Source organism: Herbaspirillum sp. CAH-3, from assembly GCF_009668275.1.
Classification (GTDB): domain Bacteria; phylum Pseudomonadota; class Gammaproteobacteria; order Burkholderiales; family Burkholderiaceae_D; genus Herbaspirillum; species Herbaspirillum aquaticum.
On record NZ_VSWE01000015.1, the window covers coordinates 91,277 to 110,655 of the forward strand.

Genomic DNA, 19,379 nt, shown 5'->3' on the forward strand with positions numbered 1-19,379 from the left:
GCACCGGAAGTCGTCGTTACGTTATCGACGAGCTCCTTGAATAGGCAAGCAGGCGTAGAGCATTGAAAACGACGATCAACGTGGAGCCTTCATGCATTGCGACTGCAACACCAATACTTAAACCGAAAATGGTTGCGGGCACCAGGAAGGCAACGACGCCCAGGCTGATGAAGACGTTTTGCCGGATGACACGTCGAGTATGCCGACTCAAGTCGACTGCGAAAGGAAGATTCTTCAGGTCATCTGCCATCAATGCCACATCGGCAGTCTCCAGGGCGACGTCCGAGCCAGCAGCGCCCATGGCAATGCCCACCGTTGAATTGGCCATAGCCGGAGCATCATTGACTCCATCACCAACCATTGCAACCTTGGTTGTCTGGCGAAGTTTACGGATGGCTTCAACCTTATCTTCAGGCATCAGATTGCCCCAGGCCTCGTCTAGGCCGACTTCGCTGGCCACTGCATCGGCAACCTTTTGATGGTCTCCGGAGATCATGATCATTCGGGTAATCCCAATCTCACGCAGCTCCTGCAGTGCTCCCTTGGCATCGGCCCGTGGCGTATCCATCAGTCCGATTGTCCCCAGATCGCGCTGACCATGCCGTACTACCATCGTGGTCCTGCCGTTTTCACGCAGTTTCTCAACAGCGGATATGGTTGCTGCATCTAAGGCGGGGACGTCGTCGCTGCCGAACATCTCCAGCTTGCCAATCCAAACCGTCTCGCCGGCGATGGTTGCGGTAACGCCGCGGCCAGTCAGGCTTTTGATGTCCAGCGCGCCTGGCGGGCTCTGAGAGGAGCCCAAGTGTTTCTTCGCGTCTCGTGTGATCGCCGTTGCAAGAGGGTGGTCGCTCTGCGATTCGACCGCCAGCGCAACATTGAGGAGTTCTTCGACTGCAATCCCTTCGGCCGGTATGACATCGGTGATGCGAGGCCGCCCTTCGGTCAGGGTGCCCGTCTTATCAAATGCGATGGCGCTGAGGGAACCAAGTTCTTCAAGTGGTGCGCCGCCTTTGATGAGAACGCCGCTGCGTGCAGCACGAGCAATGCCTGACAACACGGCGCTAGGAGTGGCAATGGCGAGCGCGCACGGGCTTGCTGCGACCAGAACAGCCATCGCGCGATAGAAACTATCCCGGAAGGGCTCGTCGACGACGACCCATGCGAACAGCAGAAGGAATGCCAGGGCAAGAACGGCCGGGACAAAGACACGCTCGAACTTGTCGGTGAAGCGTTGCGTAGCCGACTTCCGTGTTTCAGCCTCACTCACCATCTTGACCACTCTGGCCAGCGCAGATTCACTGGAGCGACGTGTTACCTCGATCTCAATGGCGCCGGCGCCGTTGATTGTGCCTGCGAACGCCTTGGAGTCGCTCGGCACTCCATCTGGTCGGGCGCGGGCCAAGTCGACGTCGTCGACTGGGCGCTTATCGACGGGGATGCTCTCCCCGGTAACTGGGGCTTGGTTAATCGCAGAGTTGCCAACAACGATAAATCCGTCTGCTGGCAGGCGCTCGTTCGGGCGCACCAACACCACGTCGCCGACTCGCAGCTCCTCGACCCGGATTTCCGTAATCTGCCCGTCTCTACGTACGGAGGCTACTTCGGGGGCCAACTTGGCCAGGGCTTCGATCGCGCGCTTTGCCCTACCCATGGCGTAGTGTTCTAGTGCATGCCCCAGGCTGAACAGGAACAGCAGAAGCGCGCCCTCTGCCCACGATCCCAACGCTGCGGCGCCGGCCGCAGCGACCAGCATCAGCGTATCGATTTCGAAACGCTTAAGCCGAATATTGTCGACGGCTTCCCGGACAGTGTAGAAGCCACCGAAGAAATATGCCGAAATGAAGCACGCCATGGGAAGCCAGGCCGGCATGCCAGCAACGAATCTTTCAATGACCCAGCCGATGCCCAGGAGTGCGCCACATAAGAGCGAAAAGATCAGCTCTGTATTGGCGCCAAGCATGCCGCCATGTTCATGAGAGTGCTCAGCATCCTTTCCTCCATGTTCGGCGTGACTCGAGCCATGGGCATGCGAGTGCTTATGGTCTCCACCACCTTCGCCATCCGTATGGGATTGCTGATGATCGTGTGTATCTTCTTGCCCCTCTGCCGGAGGAGAATTTTCGGCCGCAACAGTTTGATCAAGAATCTTCACACCCAGGCTCTTCAATGCGGCCGTGAGTTTTGGTATATCGCACTGCTGACGATCAAAATCAACATGCAAGCTGCTCGTGGTGGCGACATCTGCGGCTAACACACCAGGTAGCTTTTGCAGATGGTCCGCAACAGTTCGGGCCCGCCGTTGATGGTGGATTCCGCTGACCTTCCAGACTACGTGCGCATAGCGTTCAGAAACCTTTGCGCCTGCAGCGGTCACGATTTCTCGGATGCGACCAAAGGGCAACTGCGCGGTGTCATAGTGGACGCACAGCTGTGACACTCCGGCGCCACGAGGCGGACGGACATGGACATTAACTACGCCGGCCTGTGTTCCGATTTCGTCGATGAGGCGTCGAACACAGACGTCGTTTGCATCTTCAACATCTGGGAGCAAAACGGGAATATCGAGGCGTAGTTTTGTTGTCATGATTACTCTTGGCGGTGATTCGTGGCCTAAGCCGTTAAAAGGGAGGAGCTTTCCACGCTGCAGTTATGTGGAAGAGGTCCCACATTGGCCGCAAAACTTGGTGCCAGACGGCATTCCGCTACCACACTGAGTACAAGCGATGGCTGTTAGGCCGCTGCCACACTCGTGGCAAAACCTGGCGCCAGGACTGCTGACGGTGAAGCACCGCGGGCAGCTAGTGCCGATCGGAGTGGCACTCCGTCCGCGTCCAGTGGGGGGCGGGCTATACCTGCTGTGACCGCCGTGTTCGCTACTGCCATATTGATTGTTGTTGCCGTGGTGGCCGGTATCGCCATGCCGGCGCTTTTCGCCATGGTGGCGTCCGATTATTTTGCGAAGAAAACTCACGTGTACTCCGTTATAAAATGAAGACGCCAAATGAACGGCTTACATGACGTCATTGAAAAATCCCGCCTTCTAGATATCAGACCCATTACGTATGACTAACGGGCGAGTGCCTGAAAGGTCGCGGAGAAATCTGAGTGGCAGCAGCCACCAAAGCGAGAAGATCAACACTCCGGTCCCCATAGCGAACCAGACGCCACGAAGATGGCCGAAGACTTGCGAGACGACCAGGTTGCTCGCTAAGACGAGCGCAAACGAGAGTGATACCGCGCCGCATAACATCTGGCGTGAAGCTAGCGTCTTGAAGCGTGAACGATCCCGGAGAGGACGTAATATCCGATGCTGCACTGCCGGGGCGGCAAACAGAACTAGGCTAGTTAGTGAGCAGCAGAATGTGGCCAGGAATATCCACTTTTCTGATTCAACGATCTGTGAGAATCCGCTGTTAAATGGCAGCGTAATGAGGAACGCGGTCAGTAACTGGGCAGCGGGTAACAGGACGCGCAATTCGTTGAGAAGATCGGAAAGATCTCCGTCTCCTTCAAAATCTTCGCGATCTTCCTCAGTATGGGATGAAGTCATTTTTCTGTTTCAGTCGCAAGTGGATTACCCGTGGCGGTGGGGTATTGAAATAGATCTTACCGAGGCAATATCGAGAAAAAGATTGCGTAGCTATTACAAGTTTGTAATCTTTTAACCTCCGTGGTCGTGACCCGGAGCAGATCCGAACAGCAAGTTATCTATGCCATCGCATAGGCAATGCAGGGCTGTGAGATGCACCTCCTGAATATGCGCTGTGCGTTCATGTGGAACGCAGATATGGATGTCCAGCGGTGTGAGTAATCTGCCTAGCTGACCACCGCCTCTGCCAGTGAGCACAACAACTTGCATCCCCTGTTGATGGGCCTCCTGCACAGCTGCGAGGATGTTTTCGGAGTTTCCGGACTTAGAAAAGACCAACAAGAGGTCTCCGCTGCGACCTAAAGCCTGAACCTGCTTGGAGAATATTTCCTGATTCCCATAGTCGTTGCAGATTGCGGTCAGGATTGAGGTATCAGTGGTGAGCGAGATGGCAGGAAGAGGTTTGCGTTCGCGCTCGAAGCGACCTACCAGCTCTGCCGCAAAATGCTGACTGTCGGCGGCCGAGCCTCCGTTGCCACAGGAAAGAATTTTCGAACCCCGGGCCAGCGTAGCTGATATTGCTTTAATGGCATCGAGAATGGGCTCTTCAAGAGACTGGACTGCATCGATCTTGAGTTGAGCACTCGCGTGAAAATGCTCGGCAATTCGAGACTTCTCCATGTTGATTCTCCCCCGGTATCGACCATAAAGAAGGTTGGAGAAATGCAGAAATGAATGATTCCAAGATCATTTATTAATTTTCTGTCAGATTTGATCTCGAGTTTGGTTGAAGGCACTGACGCGATGCTTTCCATCTGGCTGTTCTCTGTCCGCTACGCGTCTCGCAGCTCTAGGAGCCGGCCTTCGCCAGTGGCTGGTTGAACGTCACTGTCCGCGGCAAATACGGACGTCCGTTTATTCTGCGTAGTCCGTTGGAGAAGTCTTCGCTGACAAAAGCGTCACTCATGATGTCCCGAGACGACGAGTAGTAACGAGATTCGACCTTGAGTAATCCCATGATGGTGTGTTCAAGATGGTCCGTTTGATAGGGGCGATTTTCTAGAATTGCTTTGTCGACGGCGCTCTTTCCTGAGAATGACCTGGTCCAGAGAAGCATGGGGATTTCATAACCGGAAGGATCAGCGACCGATTGACCTGCATGATCTCTCGTGTGACCTACTTCCTGGCCGTGGTCGGCACTAAAGAGCAGGCTTGCCGCCCCGGGGGCAGATGCCATGGTGCTCTTGATCATGCTTGCCACGACGAAGTCGTTGTAGGCAATCGCGTTGTCATATTCGTTGCGCAACTGTCGGATCCAAATTGAGCGTCCTGCAGCTGAAAGCTGTTCTGCGATAGCATCATCGACGTCGTTGAACTTGGCGTATGACGATGGATAACGCATGTCGTAGGTGGGGTGGGCGCCAAGCAGATGCACGACAATGAGCTTCTTGGAGGCCGGATTGGCTAATGCGGCTTCAAGTCCAGGCAATAGGTTTCCGTCGAAATTGTTCTCTCCGCGACCGGCGCCCTTGTTGATGAATAGCTTCTCATCTGCACGCTCGGAGACAAGACCGAGCCAGCCGTCATTCGGGACCTGATTGGAAATCCAGAATGTCTTGTAACCAGCCTCCTCGGCTAACATCAAGACATCAGGCTTGCTATTCCACGCGTCAGGGGAAACAAGATCGGCAGGCGTGAACATCTTCATCAGCGACGACATGGTGGCCGGCTCTGATGAGATCACATCTTGAAAGACAATCAGCTGGTTTCGCAATGCGTCCAGCATAGGGGTAGTTCTACGGCCATAGCCATATAGCGACATATTGCTGCGATTCGTGCTTTCCCCGATTATCCAAACAACCGTGTTGTTGGCAGGTCCGGTGTACTGCACCTTCCACTCGGATCGCTGTGCCATATTGCGGGCAACGGTTTGCCGCAATTCTTGTGCCTGCTTTAGCTGGTTACGATAGTCCATGTATCGAATTGGCCAAAACAAAGCAGGGTTTTCTTTCGCCATCGTGGGATTGAAATGCAATGCCAGGAACGCTGTAAGTAGAACCCCTATGCTGGCAAAGCCGGATCTGCGTAGCGTGTTCAACGGCAAGCGCGCTTCCCTGAAGGACATGCATTTCTCGAACCAGAAAATCCAGGCGCCGACGAACAAAAGGATTCCTCCCGCCTCCGCCAGTTTCCGCCAGTTGTGCAGGAAGAACTCGTTGGTCTCGTCAGGATTGGTGTTGAAAATTGCGTGCAAAACGAGAGTCGGATTCGGGCGAAGGCCAAAGTAGTCGCGCAAGAATCCCTTCAAGGCGGCATCGAAGAAGAATAGAGAAATGATTCCTAGGCTAACAACAGTCAGCCACCGCGGGCGCAAACGGAAATAGGGAACTGCGATAAATATGCCGGCAATTCCGGGCAGGCTGGTGGACATCAAGACAGTGCTTTTGGCGAATTCGTTGGCACTGATCATGCCTAGCATCCAAAAGGCAGCAAGCCCGCTAATGCCCAGGAGCAGCCGATATCCAAGTCGTTTCAACTTAAATTACTCTCTAGAATGATGGGAGGCGGCGAGCGTCCATTGCCTCGCCGATGGTAGTGGTCAGACGCCTTTTGGGCGCATGATCTTGGCTTCTTTGAAGAATGTAAGGCTGAAGATTGTCCGCTCACCTTGGATGCTCTTGACGGCTGCTTCGCCGCCGTGCAACGTCATGATTGAGCGTACGATCGCCAGCCCGAGTCCACTGGATCCGCTCGCACTGCTGCGTGACGGATCTGCTCGATAGAAGCGGTCGAAGATTCGTCCAACGACGTCGGGAGGGATTCCCTCTCCAGGATTGGATACAGTCAGGATGGTCGCATTACCTACGTCCGTCGCTTCAACCCGGATAATGCGCTCCTCAGGCGTGTATCGGATTGCGTTGGAAATTAGATTGCCAACTGCTCTGCGCAAAAGCATCGGGTCGGCGAAAATCTCTCCTGTTCCGCCGACGACAATCCGGACCTTCGCTTCTTCAGCAATGCCCTCGAAGTAATCTGCAATCTTGGCCAATTCGTCTTCGACATTGAGCATCTGAGGCTTCACAGCGACATGAGCGTTTTCTGCCCTCGCCAGGAACAGCATGCTTTCCATCATCCGCGCCAAGCGCTCATATTCCTCAATGTTGGAGCTGAGTAGGCCCTGATACTCTTCAACAGATCGTTGCTTACCCAGAGCGACTTGCGTCTGCACCATCAGGTTGTTGAGCGGGGTGCGTAAATCGTGCGCCAGATCTGCCGAGAACTGCGTCAACTGTTCAAAGCTACGATGTAGGCGATCCAGCATCGCGTTGAATGATTCAACGATGTCGTGCAGTTCCTTGGGGGCCGAGCGGATGTCTAGCCTGGTGTCGAGCCGATTTGCGGAAATCGCATGCGTCTGTGCGGCCATTAACCTCAGCGGTCGAAGCCCTCCGCGAACAAGGAAGAAGCTCAAGAGCGTTGCGAGAAGCGTACCGATCGACGCTGCGTACCATACCTCCGTACGATATTCGGAAAGCAGTTCCATGCGGTCAGAAGCAGTGCGCGCGACCACCACTATGGTCTCCTCGCCAGCGCTGGTTTTTGGCTTGCTGGCTATGAGGCGTCCACTGGCTCCATCTATATCGATGCTTTGAAGGGCATTGACTTGAGTTGTTTTGAGACTGTTGAAGAGTGGTGTCCCCACTCCAGATCGGCCAACATAGTTCTTTAAGATTGTGGCACCGGATGAATCTGTGATGAGTACCAGAAGCTGATCATGGCCGCTAATGGTATCCAGCATGGCATGCTTATTTGCTTTTATGTTTTCGATTGAGCCAGCTTCTTGAACGAGGTGATCAATCGATCGGCTTTTTCCGATAAGCTCTTCATCGTCTCGGCGCTCAAGCTGAACGTACAACGAGTGATAAAGATAAGTGCCAACAGCTGCGAATGTGATAATCGCTACTAGTGCAAAAAGAGCCACTAGACGTGATGTCATCGAAGCTGGATTCCTGGAGTTCAATTTCTCGCCTCAAAAACGTAGCCCATGCCCCAGGCGGTATGAAGCAGTTTGCTCTCGAAGCCGTCGTCAAGCTTTACGCGTAGCCTCCGAACGGCGACGTCAACGACGTTGGTATCGCTGTCGAAGTTCATGTCCCAGACTTGAGAGGCTATTTGAGGCCGGGAGAGGACCTCTCCTGGGCGGCGAATCAGCATGTGCAGCAATGCAAATTCTTTCGCGGTCAAATCGATTCGCTGACCATCCCGCGTTACCTTGCGACGCAATACATCCAATTGAACACCGGCATATTCGATGATGTCGGATTCACGGCTCGGGCCACGACGTAGCAATGTTCGTACCCTTGCCAGCAACTCCGTGAACGCAAATGGCTTGACCAGGTAATCATCAGCACCCAGTTCTAAACCCTTCACGCGGTCCTCGATTTCATCGCGTGCAGTGAGGAAGAGCACCGGCGTATCGTGGGTGCGGCGCAATTCTCGCAAAATGTCCCAGCCGTTCATGCCCGGCAACATCACATCCAGAATAATGAGTTTGTATTCCAGTGTCTGCGCGTTATGCAGGCCGTCTATTCCTGATTGCACCCAGTCGACAACAAAGCCCGACTCGGTAAGGCCTCGGCGTAGGTAATCCCCAGATTTTGGTTCGTCTTCTACCAGCAAGATGTGCATGATTTGGTTCCTCGAATACGTAGATATTCTGACCGAGCCTGCAGCTGTATTCATTACAAATCTGTAATAACTCAGCAATCTTTCTGTTCGGACCTCCTCCGTAGAATTCATTCCAACGATGCGCCACACAAGGAGTTGGCGGTCGAAACCGCCTGGACCAGGCGATCTTTTGAACTACCATTCTAGGAGCAATGACATGAAAGCAACCCAAATTCTCTTCGGCGCCATGGTTACCGTTTTGTCGGTGTCCGCCTTCGCACAATCGACCGTTAAGACCGAAGCCGAACGCGATCAAGCGAACCTGAGCGCCCGCAACAACTACCCGGTGATCAAGTTCGAAAGCACCAAGACCCGCGCCGATGTGGTGGCCGAGCTGGAAGCTGCACGCCTGGGCAAGCCGGTTCAAGCCGCTGCTGAAAAGCCGAACGTCGCCGGCAGCCCGGCCCAAAGCAAGGCCTTTGACTTGCCGCTGTACAACGGTGCATAATCGCCGCCGATTAATGGCCATGTTGCACATTAACCTCATAGCTGCCGATCGGGACGGTCGGTAGCTATAATCCTTCAGACCATGCGCTCATTCATTATCTTGCTTGCTTTGTTGTTGCCGATGCAGCTCACTTGGGCAGCAATGGCATCGTATTGCCAAGGGGAAAATGATCGTGTGCCAACCCATATTGGCCATCATGAGCATCCTTCGGTGAAAGCCGATAAGCATGCTGGTACTGAAAAAACTAAGGCGGGCGACAACGACGTCGGCTGCTCTCTGTGCCACTTTTCGTGCATGAAATCGGTGCAGATCTACAGCTCGAGCGTGATTGTTCCGCCGGCTGTCGAACAAAAATCGCATTTAGGCTACTCTCCGCATCCCACCTCCCATATCGCCGACGGGCCCGATAAGCCCAATTGGCAGCTCGCCGCTTAACTCGGCGAGGACAATCCACACACAACTGCACTCGCCGAATTCCCCTTCTTAACACTGGAGAATTCGATGTATCGGCACAGCTTTTTGCTGGCGCTGGCGCTTCTTGCAGTCAGCACCAGTCACGCGCAATCAACGGCGCCTGGAAACACAGAACAAATTCAATCCTATACGGCTTCATCCCTAGAGAAAGAGCCGCGGTTGTTGTCGCTCCCAGCAGCTATTAACTTGGCGTTCGATCAGAACAAGGGTCTGGCTGCGGCGCGTAAGGAAATCGAGGCCGTCGAGGCGACCATCATTCAGGCCGGCGCGCGGCCGAACCCTGAGTTCTCGGCTCTGATGGAGGACACACGTAAGTCCACCAGGACTACGACCTATCTGATCAACCAGCCAATCGAATTGGGTGGTAAGCGTAGTGCCCGCATCGAAGCGGCCCAACGTGCGCGCGACATGGCCTTGTTGGGATACTCGGCCAAACGTACCGAGATTCGTGCGGGCGTCGTTGCGGCCTACTACGACGTGATGGTGGCCACAGAGCGCCAGCGTCTGGCGAAGGAGCTGCTGGGTCTGGCGAAGACTGCCGCAGATATGGCAGGACGTCGCGTGACGGCCGGGAAGATCTCCCCAGTCGAGCAAACCAAGGCCAAAGTCGCCGAAGCCAGCGCGCAACTTGAGCTCAACCAAGCTGACAGCGAGTTGATTCTGGCTCAGAAGAAACTGGCGATGTTCTGGGGATCTGTGGGCAATGAATTCCAGCTCACGGACGGTGGGGTCGAGACGCTGCCAGAGCTGCCGGCAATCGCCCAGCTGACCGAAAAGGTCGCCATCGGTCCAGCAGTCAAGCTTGCGCAGCTTGAAGTCGAGCGTCGCCGTGCGCTTGCCAAGATCGAAAGCAGCAAGCGTATCCCCGATGTGAATCTCACCTTCGGCAACAAGCGTGATGAGTCGGCCGCCAGAAATATGTGGGTGGTCGGCATTTCGATGCCCATTCCTGTCTTCGACAGCAACAAGGGTAATGAACTCGAAGCTCTGAAGCGTGTTGATAAGGCACGCGACGAACTGTCCATTGTTGAAGTGCAGATGCAGAGCGAGGCCGCACAGAGCTTCGAGCGCTTGCGCAATGCCAGGGAAGAGGCAGCCGCACTGCGCGGTGAAATTGTTCCCGGAGCACAAAGCGCCTATCAGGCAGCACGAACAGGTTTCGAACTGGGGAAGTTCGGCTACTTGGACGTGCTTGACGCGCAACGCACCTTCTTCCAAGCCAAAGCGCAGTACTGGAAAGCGCTTTCCACGGCATTCCAAGCCGCCGCCGACCTGGATCGTCTGGCAGGCACTGAGACACCTTCAGCTGAGTGAGATTAAACATGACCAAGAAGCAAAAGCTCGCCATTGCGGCGATCATCGCCATCGCCGCACTGTTGTCCGGCGTAACCCTGATGAAGGGTGGCAGCTCGGGCGGGGGCGGAGAAAAGTCGTCTGCGCATCAAGAAGAAAGTGGCCATAAGGACAATGAGCACCATGGCGAAGACAAAAGTAGCGAGCACAAGGATTCTGCTGAGCATGGCGATGGCGAGCACCACAGCGCCGCGCCCAGCAAAGGACCGCATGGAGGCTCGCTCTTTAAGGTAGGCGCTTCATCCTTCGAAGTGTTGCTGTCTGAGAGCGATGGCGCCCTGGTGGTCTATCCCTATCAATCTGATACACCTCTTTCCCCTACTGTCGTGAAGTTGGCGGCAACGCTGACTCGACCAGGAAAGGCGGCTGAGAAGTTGGAATTCCAGGTAGAGAAGGACTCTCTGAAGGCGACTACGCCAGTCGAAGAGCCGCATCTGTTTGACATCAAGTTCGATGCATCGACCCCCGCTGGCTCGCACCAGTTCACCCTTTCCAAGGAGGAGGGAAAGATCGAGTTGAACAAGGAGCAGATGGCATCGGCTGGGATTCAGGTAAAGACGGCCGGCGCGATGAAGATGAACAGCAGCTTGCAGCTGCCGGGTGAAATCCGATTCAACGAAGATCGCACCGCCCACGTCGTCCCCCAAGTCGCCGGTATCGTGGAGTCCGTTTCTGCGAACCTCGGTCAGAAGGTGAAAAAGGGGCAGGTACTGGCCGTTGTCATCAGCAGCGCCATCTCGGAGCAACGGTCGGAGCTGCTGAATGCAGAACAACGCCTTGCGTTGGCAAAGACCGCTTATCAGCGGGAAAAGGGCCTGTGGGAGCAGAAGATCTCTGCTGAGCAAGACTATCTGCAAGCACAGACAACGCTGCACGAAGCAGAAGTTGCAGTGCGCAATGCCCAGCAAAAACTCCGAGCCATCGGTGCCTCGCCTTCCTCCGGCGGCCTGAACCGCTACGAAATTCGTGCGCCGTTTGATGGCACGGTGGTCGAAAAGCACCTGGGTCTTGGTGAAGCGGTACGAGAAGACGCAAATGCGTTCTTGATTTCTGACCTCTCCAGCGTGTGGGCAGAGATCATCGTTACGCCCAAGGACATGCAGATCGTGCGCGTGGGCGAAAAGGTCGTTGTACGCGCCACCGCCTTCGACTCGAGCACCAGCGGGAAGATCTCTTACGTTGGATCCCTGATCGGTGAGCAAAGCCGAACTGCGAAAGCTCACGTCGTTCTGCCCAACAAAGATGACAGCTGGCGTCCAGGTCTGTTCGTGAACGTTGAAGTCGTTTCGGACGAAGGCCAAGTACCGGTGGCCGTGGTTGCTGATGCAATCCAGACCGTCGATGAAAAGAGCGTCGTGTTCGTGCGCATGCCAGGTGGATTCGCAGCGCAGGAGGTCACGCTCGGCCGCTCCAATGGGAAGTTCGTGGAGATCAAGTCCGGTCTGGACGCAGGTGTCGAATATGCCGCTACCGGAAGCTTCGCTATTAAGGCTGAGTTGGGTAAGGGCACCGCAGAACACGGCCATTAAATCTGGCGTTTTCGAGAAAGACGACAATCATGTTTGAACGAATTATTCGCTTTGCCATCGAGCATCGATGGCTGGTCCTGCTCGCGGTGCTCGGGATGGGCGCATATGGTGTGTACAGCTATCAGAAGCTGCCCATTGATGCGGTACCGGATATCACCAATGTGCAGGTGCAGATCAACACGGCCGCACCAGGCTATTCTCCGTTGGAGACCGAGCAGCGTATTAGCTATCCGATCGAGACAGTAATGTCCGGCCTGCCCAACCTGGAGCAGGTCCGATCCATGTCGCGCTACGGCCTGTCTCAGGTTATCGTGGTGTTCAAGGACGGCACCGACATCTACTTTGCCCGTCAGCTCGTTAACGAACGCATTCAGCAGGCAAGAAGCCAGCTTCCGGCTGGGATCGACCCTGGAATGGGGCCTATATCGACGGGTCTTGGCGAAATCTACCTGTGGACGGTTGAGGCCAAGGACGACGCACGAAAGGCGGACGGAACGCCCTATACGCCCACGGACCTGCGAGAGATCCAAGATTGGGTCATCAAGCCCCAATTGCGCTTGGTTCCGGGCGTCACCGAAATCAACACCATCGGTGGCTATGCCAAGGAATACCTGATCGCTCCTTCGGCTGAGAAGCTGGCGTCCTATGGCTTGACAATGGATAGCATCGTCAAGGCTGTAGAGAAGAACAACAATAACGTCGGCGCCGGCTATATTGAGCGCCGCGGCGAACAATATCTGATTCGTGCGCCAGGGCAGGTGGGCTCTATCGAGGACATCAGCAACATCATCCTTTCCAACGTGAAAGGTATCCCCATCCGTGTGCGCGATGTCGCCAACGTAGACATTGGTAAGGAGTTGCGTACGGGTGCTGCGACCGAGAACGGTCGAGAGGTAGTGCTGGGTACGGTCTTCATGCTGATCGGCGAGAACAGCCGTAAGGTTTCGCAAGCGGTCGACAAGAAGATGCAGGAAATCAACCGTACGCTGCCCCAAGGCGTTGAAGCTGTCACAGTCTACGATCGTACCGTTCTGGTCGACAAGGCGATTGCAACGGTGAAGAAGAACCTGGTCGAAGGTGCACTCCTGGTGGTGGCGGTGCTGTTTGTCTTCCTGGGGAACATCCGGGCGGCGATCATCACGGCAACCGTGATTCCGTTGGCCATGCTCTTTACCTTCACCGGTATGGTGTCCAATAAGGTGAGCGCAAACTTGCTCAGCTTAGGCGCACTCGACTTCGGCATCATCATTGACGGCGCCGTCGTGATCGTGGAGAACTGCGTCCGGCGACTGGCTCATGCACAGGAACACCACGGTCGCACATTGACTCGCAGCGAACGATTCCATGAAGTTTTCGCTGCGGCCAAGGAAGCTCGCCGGCCGCTGCTGTTCGGCCAGATCATTATCATGATCGTCTACCTGCCGATGTTTGCTCTGACCGGCGTCGAAGGAAAGATGTTTACGCCGATGGCATTTACGGTCGTTGCGGCCCTGATCGGCGCAATGATTCTGTCGGTGACCTTCATTCCTGCAGCTATCGCTCTGTTCATCGGTGAAAAGGTCGCTGAAAAAGAGAATTTCATCATGGTGGGGGCGAAGCGGCTGTATGAGCCGATGTTGAAGGTCATCATGGAGAACAAGGCAGTGGTTCTGACCTTTGCCGCTGCACTGATCGTCGTTTGCGGCGTGGTGGCTACCCGTCTTGGGTCGGAGTTCGTGCCCAGCCTGAATGAAGGTGATATCGCCATTCAGGCACTCCGTATTCCTGGCACCAGTCTGACGCAGTCCATCGAAATGCAAAAATCGATCGAGAAGACTCTGGTGAAGAAATTCCCGGAGGTGGAGCGAGTCTTTGCTCGTTCTGGTACTGCGGAAGTTGCGTCCGATCCGATGCCGCCTAACATTTCTGACGGCTACATCATGCTGAAACCTGAGGCTCAATGGCCTGAGCCGAAGCGGACGCATGCGGAGCTGTTGACTGCTATCCAGGAAGAAGTCGCGAAGATTCCGGGCAACAACTACGAGTTCTCGCAGCCAATTCAGCTGCGCTTCAATGAGCTGATCTCGGGCGTGCGAAGCGACGTAGCAGTAAAGATCTTCGGCGACGACATGAACGTGCTCAACGAGACCGCCGGTAAGATTTCGGCTGTCTTGGAGAAAATCCCTGGCGCTACCGAGGTGAAGATCGAGCAAACGACCGGTCTGCCGATGTTGACTGTCAACATCGATCGTCAGAAGACCGCGCGTTATGGCCTGAATGTCTCCGACATTCAGGACACGATTGCCACGGCCATTGGCGGTAAGGAAGCCGGAACCCTGTTCCAGGGCGACCGTCGATTCGGCATTGTCGTCCGTCTGCCTGATAACTCCCGGACAGACCTGGAAGCCATCCGCCGGTTGCCAATAGCGTTGCCGCTGCAGGACGGAAACACCAGGACCAGCTATGTTCCATTGGGTGAGGTTGCTGCGCTGGACATCGCCCCGGGACCGAACCAGATTAGCCGAGAGGATGGTAAGCGCCGTATTGTGGTTAGCGCCAACGTCCGTGGCCGAGATCTGGGTGGCTTCGTGGCAGATGCAGAGCGCCAGCTGCAGGCCCAGGTCAAGATCCCCACTGGCTATTGGACCACCTGGGGCGGGCAGTTTGAGAACTTGCAGTCTGCTACGCAGCGTCTTCAGATCGTGATTCCGGTGGCCTTGTTGATGGTCTTCGTGCTGTTGTTTGTCATGTTTAACAACGCCAAGGACGGTATGTTGGTGTTCACCGGTATCCCATTCGCGCTCACCGGGGGCATTCTTGCTCTGGCGCTGCGCGATATTCCGATGTCGATTTCGGCGGCAGTTGGTTTCATCGCGTTGTCAGGGGTGGCGGTGCTGAACGGTTTGGTGATGATTTCCTTCATTCGTAGTTTGCGTGAAGAAGGTCGGTCGCTGGATCAGGCGATTCATGAAGGGGCGATGACGCGTCTTCGTCCAGTGCTGATGACCGCGCTGGTTGCGTCGCTGGGCTTTGTTCCGATGGCACTGGCTACTGGAACGGGCGCAGAAGTGCAACGTCCGCTGGCGACTGTTGTTATCGGCGGCATTCTGTCTTCGACCGCGTTGACGCTGCTGGTGTTGCCGCTGCTGTATAAGTTGGCACATAACAAGGACGAAGATGAGACACCGGCAGAAACCGGCACACGTCGACCGTTCTGGAAGTTCTGGGCAAAACGTTCTTCCACCGCAAACTAAGAGGAAAAAATGGGACAAGGACATTCGCACGTTCCTCCGCAAGGAGGTAATGAAAGGGCGCTGAAGATCGCACTGGCTCTGACGTCGACGTTTCTGATTGCAGAGGCCGTTGCGGGTGTTCTTACCCAAAGCCTTGCGTTGATCTCCGACGCTGCACACATGCTGACAGACAGTGCAGCGTTGGCGATCGCTCTATTCGCAATCCGGATCGGCAAGCGACCGGCAGATGCGAAGCGCACTTTTGGCTATGCACGTTACGAGATCCTGGCCGCGCTTTTCAATGCGGTTATGCTCTTCGCAGTGGCAATCTACATCCTGATCGAGGCATACAAGAGATTTACGTCACCTCCCGAGATTCAGTCGGGGGCTATGCTTGTAGTGGCCGTTCTGGGGCTGATTATTAATTTGATCAGCATGCGCATGTTGACGTCGCGAAAAGATGAAAGCCTGAACGTTAAAGGGGCGTATCTGGAAGTATGGAGCGACATGCTGGGATCGGTGGGCGTCATCGCAGGTGCGCTGATCATCCGATTCACCGGTTGGGATTGGGTAGATACCGTCATCGCCGTAGCGATCGGTCTGTGGGTGCTGCCGCGTACATGGACGTTGCTGAAAGAGAGTATCAACGTTTTGCTGGAGGCAACACCTGCACACGTGAATCCCGACGAAATCCAGGAAGCAATCCTGGGAGTTGAAGGAGCTCAATCAATTCACGATCTTCACATCTGGTCCATCTCGAACGACAAGGTGAGTTTGACTGCTCACGTTGTCTACGACCCCCGCACATACAACATCGAAGTACTCGGAAAGATCCGTAAGTTGTTAGCTGAAAAATTCGACATTCATCACGTCACCATTCAATTGGAAGACCTGCCATGCGAGCAGGCGGCTGAACAGCACACCTTTTCTCCGATCGGTAAGGAGGACGAAAATGATCATCAACACTAGCCGTTGGCTCAAACTATCATTGATAGCCACATTAGCAACTTTGATTTCTGCTTGTGCGACCCCCGCACGTGACACCGTGCCGTGTACGATACTGCAGCAGCACGCGCGTTGTGTCGCGGTTCCGGTGCATGACGATGAGCATGAAGATGAGGCCAAGGCGCTGACGCCGGCGCCGGAGGGATTCGGCTATCTCTACATAACGAGGCCATATGCGCAGCAGCGTAGCGTCAAGGCTAAGTTGTTTGTGAATGATGTATTTCTTGCGGAGCTTGGGCCGAAGAGCTTTGCTCGCATCAAGATTCGGCAAGGGGTGTACCGGATCAAGATCACCGCCGAAAAAACCGAAGACGTCTTTATTTCGGTAGGAATGAAGAAGGAGACGTTCTTGGAATATCAAATTGCAGAGCACTTCTTTTCGACGGAACCCAGTATCAAGCTGGTTAGCAAGGAGCGAGCGAAAGAAAGCATGCAACCACTTGATATGGTGGTTTCACGGAACGACTGAAATCGCGAGGAGTTAAAGAGGGAGGACGCATTAATGCGTCCTTTTTTTTGGGATCCAAAATTATTACGCAATCGTAATAATTTAGTTCGATTTTGGTAATTGGTGCCTCTCTACAATGAACTCATCGTCAAAACGATATTTCACCCCAAAGGAGGTTCACCATGAAGTTCAATTTTTCCAAGGCCGCAATTGCCGCAACCCTGCTGATGTCCTTCGCCGGCGCCAATGCCATCGCTCAAGTCGCAGACCCGTTTGGCACTCCCGCCAATAGCGCGATGCCGGAGCGCGAAATCGCCATGAGCAATTCGACCAAGTACGTCAACGTCGCTCAGGGCGAAGTCGTGAAGTTCGTCTCGCACGGCAAGAGCTTCACCTGGAAGTTCGATACCTTCGGCATGCAGCCGTTCTCGTTCTCGAAGATCGCCCCGCAAGGCTTTGACGGAGCCAACGCAACCGTCTACCTGGGCACCAACCCGCTGTACCGCGGCCATTGATCGGGGGCCTTGCCGATATTGGCAAAGACTATTCTGATACCGCTGCAGTGCGCAGTATCAGGACGGCCCGTAGTCCAGGATGGTTGTTCGAGAGTTCCAAGGAACCACCATGTAGTCTAGCGACAGACGCCACCAGGCTGAGGCCCAAGCCGACGCCTGGTGTTGATCTGCTAGCATCGCCGCGATAGAAGCGTTGCTGCACTTTGGGCAATTCAGTATCAGGAATGCCGGGACCATTGTCGCTCACACGTACCAATAGGCGGCCGTTGTCGAGCTGTACACAGCTCAGTGTTACCTTCCCGCCGATCGGGATAAATTTCAGAGCGTTATCGATCAGATTGGCCACGGCTTGTGCCAACAGCAAAGCATCGCCTTTTATGTGCAGTGGGCCAGAGGGGCGATGATCAATAATCTTTCCGGTGGACTCTGCCAGTGGCCGGTAAAATTCGCAGACATCCGCAACGACCGCCGCTGCATTCATGGTGGAGAAGCCCGCTCTTCTAGCACCAGTGTCGATTTCGACTAGCCGCAGTAGGGCATTAAAAATTGAGATGACGCGGTCGACGTCTTCGATAGCCCCTTCAATTTCCTCGGAGTTTTTTTCCTGTCGAGCAAGATCTTCCAAGCGGGAACGTAGTTCTGCCAATGGTGTTCGTAGATCATGGGCAATCGAGTTAGATGCGTTGATGACCCCCTTCATCAGTTGCTCAATCTGATCCAACATGAGATTCGCGGTCTTAGCCAGGCTTGCCAATTCGCTTTCGCCGCCATGATGTGGCAAGCGGTGCGTGAAATCTCCCTGCACGATGGCCGTAGCAGCCTGATCGATGTCTTTGACCTTGGCAAGAAGGCTACGTCGAATCGCAACGCCGCCTACTATTCCGAGAAGAATAATGATGGTCCCGGAAGCCGCAAGGCCGCCGATGAACATATTTTCGAGTAACCGGTATCTGTTAATGTCGTGAGCGACCAGCAGATGAAATCGGCCATTCAGGATGAGATGTCTGGCAAGGATCCGGGTATTGCTGCCATTGATGTCGACGACAAACCTCCCGCTGGAGGCAACCGTACTGATTTCAGTTGGCCAGGAGGGAAGATTGCCCGCCAGGCGCTGCATGTTCTGGTCGGTCAGCAGCACAATGTCTTCGGAGCCGCCGGGGATCGCCCCAACCCGGGAATCGATCCGCTTGCTCAACGCATCAACTCCTTCTTCGTCATACACGCGCTGCAATCTCTCGCTGTCAGCGTGCAGGATATGGCGCCAGTCCTGCTCGACAAATTCCTGCCATGCATACCAAAGTGGTGTGGCAAAGGCAGCAAGCGCCAAGAGGCTGAATACGACGTAGCAGCTGGCGACAGTTCGAGCGGAGAACTTAAAGAGCCTATTCATCGGTAAGCATGTAGCCGGCGTTTCGAATAGTCTTGAGCATGGGCGGCAGTGAGTCGATATCTAGTTTCTGCCGTAACTTGCTGATGTGCACGTCGACCACGTTGGTCTGCGGATCAAAATCGTAATCCCAGACATTCTCTAAGAGCATCGTGCGTGTGACCACTTTGTTCGCATGACGCATCAGATACTCGAGAAGGTGAAATTCCCGCGGTTGAAGCAATATTGCCTTTCCGTCCCGGTAGACCTTGTGCTTCATGATGTCCATGTGCAAGTTACCGACCACGAGATACGTTCTCTCGGTCAGCTCCCTGGATCTCCGGATGATAGCTTCCACACGGGCCAATAGTTCACCAAACGAGAACGGCTTGATCAGGTAATCGTCTCCGCCACTCTGCAGTCCTTTAATCCGATCATCGACCTCTGCCATGGCGCTGAGAATCAAGATCGGAACGTTATTGCCCGTTTTTCGAAGAGCTTCAATGATACTCAGTCCGTCGATGCCTCCCGGAAGCATGCGGTCCATGATGATGGCTTCGTAAGGTGTGCTTGCGGCAAGCAGCATCCCGTCACGACCGTTGTCGGCGTGATGGACCTCGTATCCTGACTCAGAGAGTCCTTTTTTTAGGAATAGCGCTACGCGCTCGTTGTCTTCGACGATCAGCAGTTTTATCGCCGTCATGTTTCT

The 19,379-nt window shown here is 54.7% G+C and carries 17 protein-coding genes; 8 read left to right on the top strand and 9 right to left on the bottom strand.

All coding sequences use genetic code 11. The features are described from left to right. Window positions 1–16 precede the first annotated feature (16 nt). The 7 genes from FYB76_RS19745 to FYB76_RS19775 all read right to left on the bottom strand — a co-directional run bounded on the left by FYB76_RS19745 (window position 17) and on the right by FYB76_RS19775 (window position 8,281). Window positions 17–2,587: a heavy metal translocating P-type ATPase gene (locus FYB76_RS19745; RefSeq protein ID WP_077238428.1), complete on the bottom strand. Its 2,571-nt coding sequence runs from the start codon at window positions 2,585–2,587 to the stop codon at window positions 17–19. A gap of 63 nt (window positions 2,588–2,650) precedes the next feature. Beyond that, window positions 2,651–2,974, bottom strand: coding sequence for a zinc ribbon domain-containing protein (locus tag FYB76_RS27125; RefSeq protein ID WP_165774441.1), 324 nt, complete (start codon window positions 2,972–2,974; stop codon window positions 2,651–2,653). Between the two features lie 69 nt (window positions 2,975–3,043). Continuing rightward, window positions 3,044–3,553 (bottom strand): DUF6328 family protein, encoded by a 510-nt coding sequence (locus FYB76_RS26865; protein ID WP_050470579.1) that lies wholly within the window; start codon window positions 3,551–3,553, stop codon window positions 3,044–3,046. A gap of 111 nt (window positions 3,554–3,664) precedes the next feature. Next, entirely contained in the window at window positions 3,665–4,273 is a 609-nt protein-coding gene (locus FYB76_RS19760) for a phosphoheptose isomerase (RefSeq protein ID WP_077238426.1), read from the bottom strand. Between the two features lie 169 nt (window positions 4,274–4,442). After that, window positions 4,443–6,062: a phosphoethanolamine transferase gene (locus FYB76_RS19765; protein ID WP_229297037.1), complete on the bottom strand. Its 1,620-nt coding sequence runs from the start codon at window positions 6,060–6,062 to the stop codon at window positions 4,443–4,445. Window positions 6,063–6,191: 129 nt separating this feature from the next. Next, window positions 6,192–7,589 (bottom strand): heavy metal sensor histidine kinase, encoded by a 1,398-nt coding sequence (locus tag FYB76_RS19770; protein ID WP_154134770.1) that lies wholly within the window; start codon window positions 7,587–7,589, stop codon window positions 6,192–6,194. 20 nt (window positions 7,590–7,609) lie between these two features. Continuing rightward, on the bottom strand, window positions 7,610–8,281 hold the full coding sequence (locus FYB76_RS19775; protein ID WP_050470583.1) for a heavy metal response regulator transcription factor: 672 nt from the start codon (window positions 8,279–8,281) through the stop codon (window positions 7,610–7,612). Window positions 8,282–8,477: 196 nt separating this feature from the next. Between FYB76_RS19775 and FYB76_RS19780 the strand changes: the two genes are divergently transcribed. The 8 genes from FYB76_RS19780 (at window position 8,478) to FYB76_RS19820 (ending at window position 17,304) form a co-directional block, all read left to right on the top strand. After that, window positions 8,478–8,768, top strand: coding sequence for a DUF4148 domain-containing protein (locus tag FYB76_RS19780; RefSeq protein ID WP_050470719.1), 291 nt, complete (start codon window positions 8,478–8,480; stop codon window positions 8,766–8,768). A gap of 81 nt (window positions 8,769–8,849) precedes the next feature. Further along, window positions 8,850–9,203, top strand: a complete 354-nt coding sequence (locus FYB76_RS19785) for a cobalt transporter (RefSeq protein ID WP_088751589.1) — start codon at window positions 8,850–8,852, stop codon at window positions 9,201–9,203. 66 nt (window positions 9,204–9,269) lie between these two features. Further along, on the top strand, window positions 9,270–10,556 hold the full coding sequence (locus tag FYB76_RS19790) for a TolC family protein (RefSeq protein WP_154134771.1): 1,287 nt from the start codon (window positions 9,270–9,272) through the stop codon (window positions 10,554–10,556). Window positions 10,557–10,564: 8 nt separating this feature from the next. Beyond that, window positions 10,565–12,124, top strand: a complete 1,560-nt coding sequence (locus tag FYB76_RS19800; protein ID WP_165774442.1) for an efflux RND transporter periplasmic adaptor subunit — start codon at window positions 10,565–10,567, stop codon at window positions 12,122–12,124. Window positions 12,125–12,153: 29 nt separating this feature from the next. Next, window positions 12,154–15,357 carry a CusA/CzcA family heavy metal efflux RND transporter gene (locus FYB76_RS19805; protein WP_154134772.1) on the top strand — a complete coding sequence of 1,068 codons (3,204 nt, stop codon included), beginning with the start codon at window positions 12,154–12,156 and terminating at the stop codon, window positions 15,355–15,357. A gap of 9 nt (window positions 15,358–15,366) precedes the next feature. Continuing rightward, window positions 15,367–16,305, top strand: coding sequence for a cation diffusion facilitator family transporter (locus FYB76_RS19810; RefSeq protein WP_077238421.1), 939 nt, complete (start codon window positions 15,367–15,369; stop codon window positions 16,303–16,305). Then, window positions 16,289–16,810 (top strand): DUF2846 domain-containing protein, encoded by a 522-nt coding sequence (locus FYB76_RS19815; protein ID WP_077238420.1) that lies wholly within the window; start codon window positions 16,289–16,291, stop codon window positions 16,808–16,810. The genes FYB76_RS19810 and FYB76_RS19815 overlap by 17 nt, the downstream gene beginning before the upstream one ends. Window positions 16,811–16,971: 161 nt before the next feature. Next, entirely contained in the window at window positions 16,972–17,304 is a 333-nt protein-coding gene (locus FYB76_RS19820; protein WP_050470471.1) for a CzcE family metal-binding protein, read from the top strand. Between the two features lie 28 nt (window positions 17,305–17,332). Here the strand turns inward: FYB76_RS19820 and FYB76_RS19825 are convergent, their stop codons facing one another. Both FYB76_RS19825 and FYB76_RS19830 read right to left on the bottom strand, forming a co-directional pair. Further along, window positions 17,333–18,694, bottom strand: coding sequence for a HAMP domain-containing sensor histidine kinase (locus FYB76_RS19825; RefSeq protein WP_077238419.1), 1,362 nt, complete (start codon window positions 18,692–18,694; stop codon window positions 17,333–17,335). After that, entirely contained in the window at window positions 18,687–19,364 is a 678-nt protein-coding gene (locus tag FYB76_RS19830) for a response regulator transcription factor (RefSeq protein ID WP_050470477.1), read from the bottom strand. The genes FYB76_RS19825 and FYB76_RS19830 overlap by 8 nt, the downstream gene beginning before the upstream one ends. Between the last annotated feature and the right edge of the window lie 15 nt (window positions 19,365–19,379).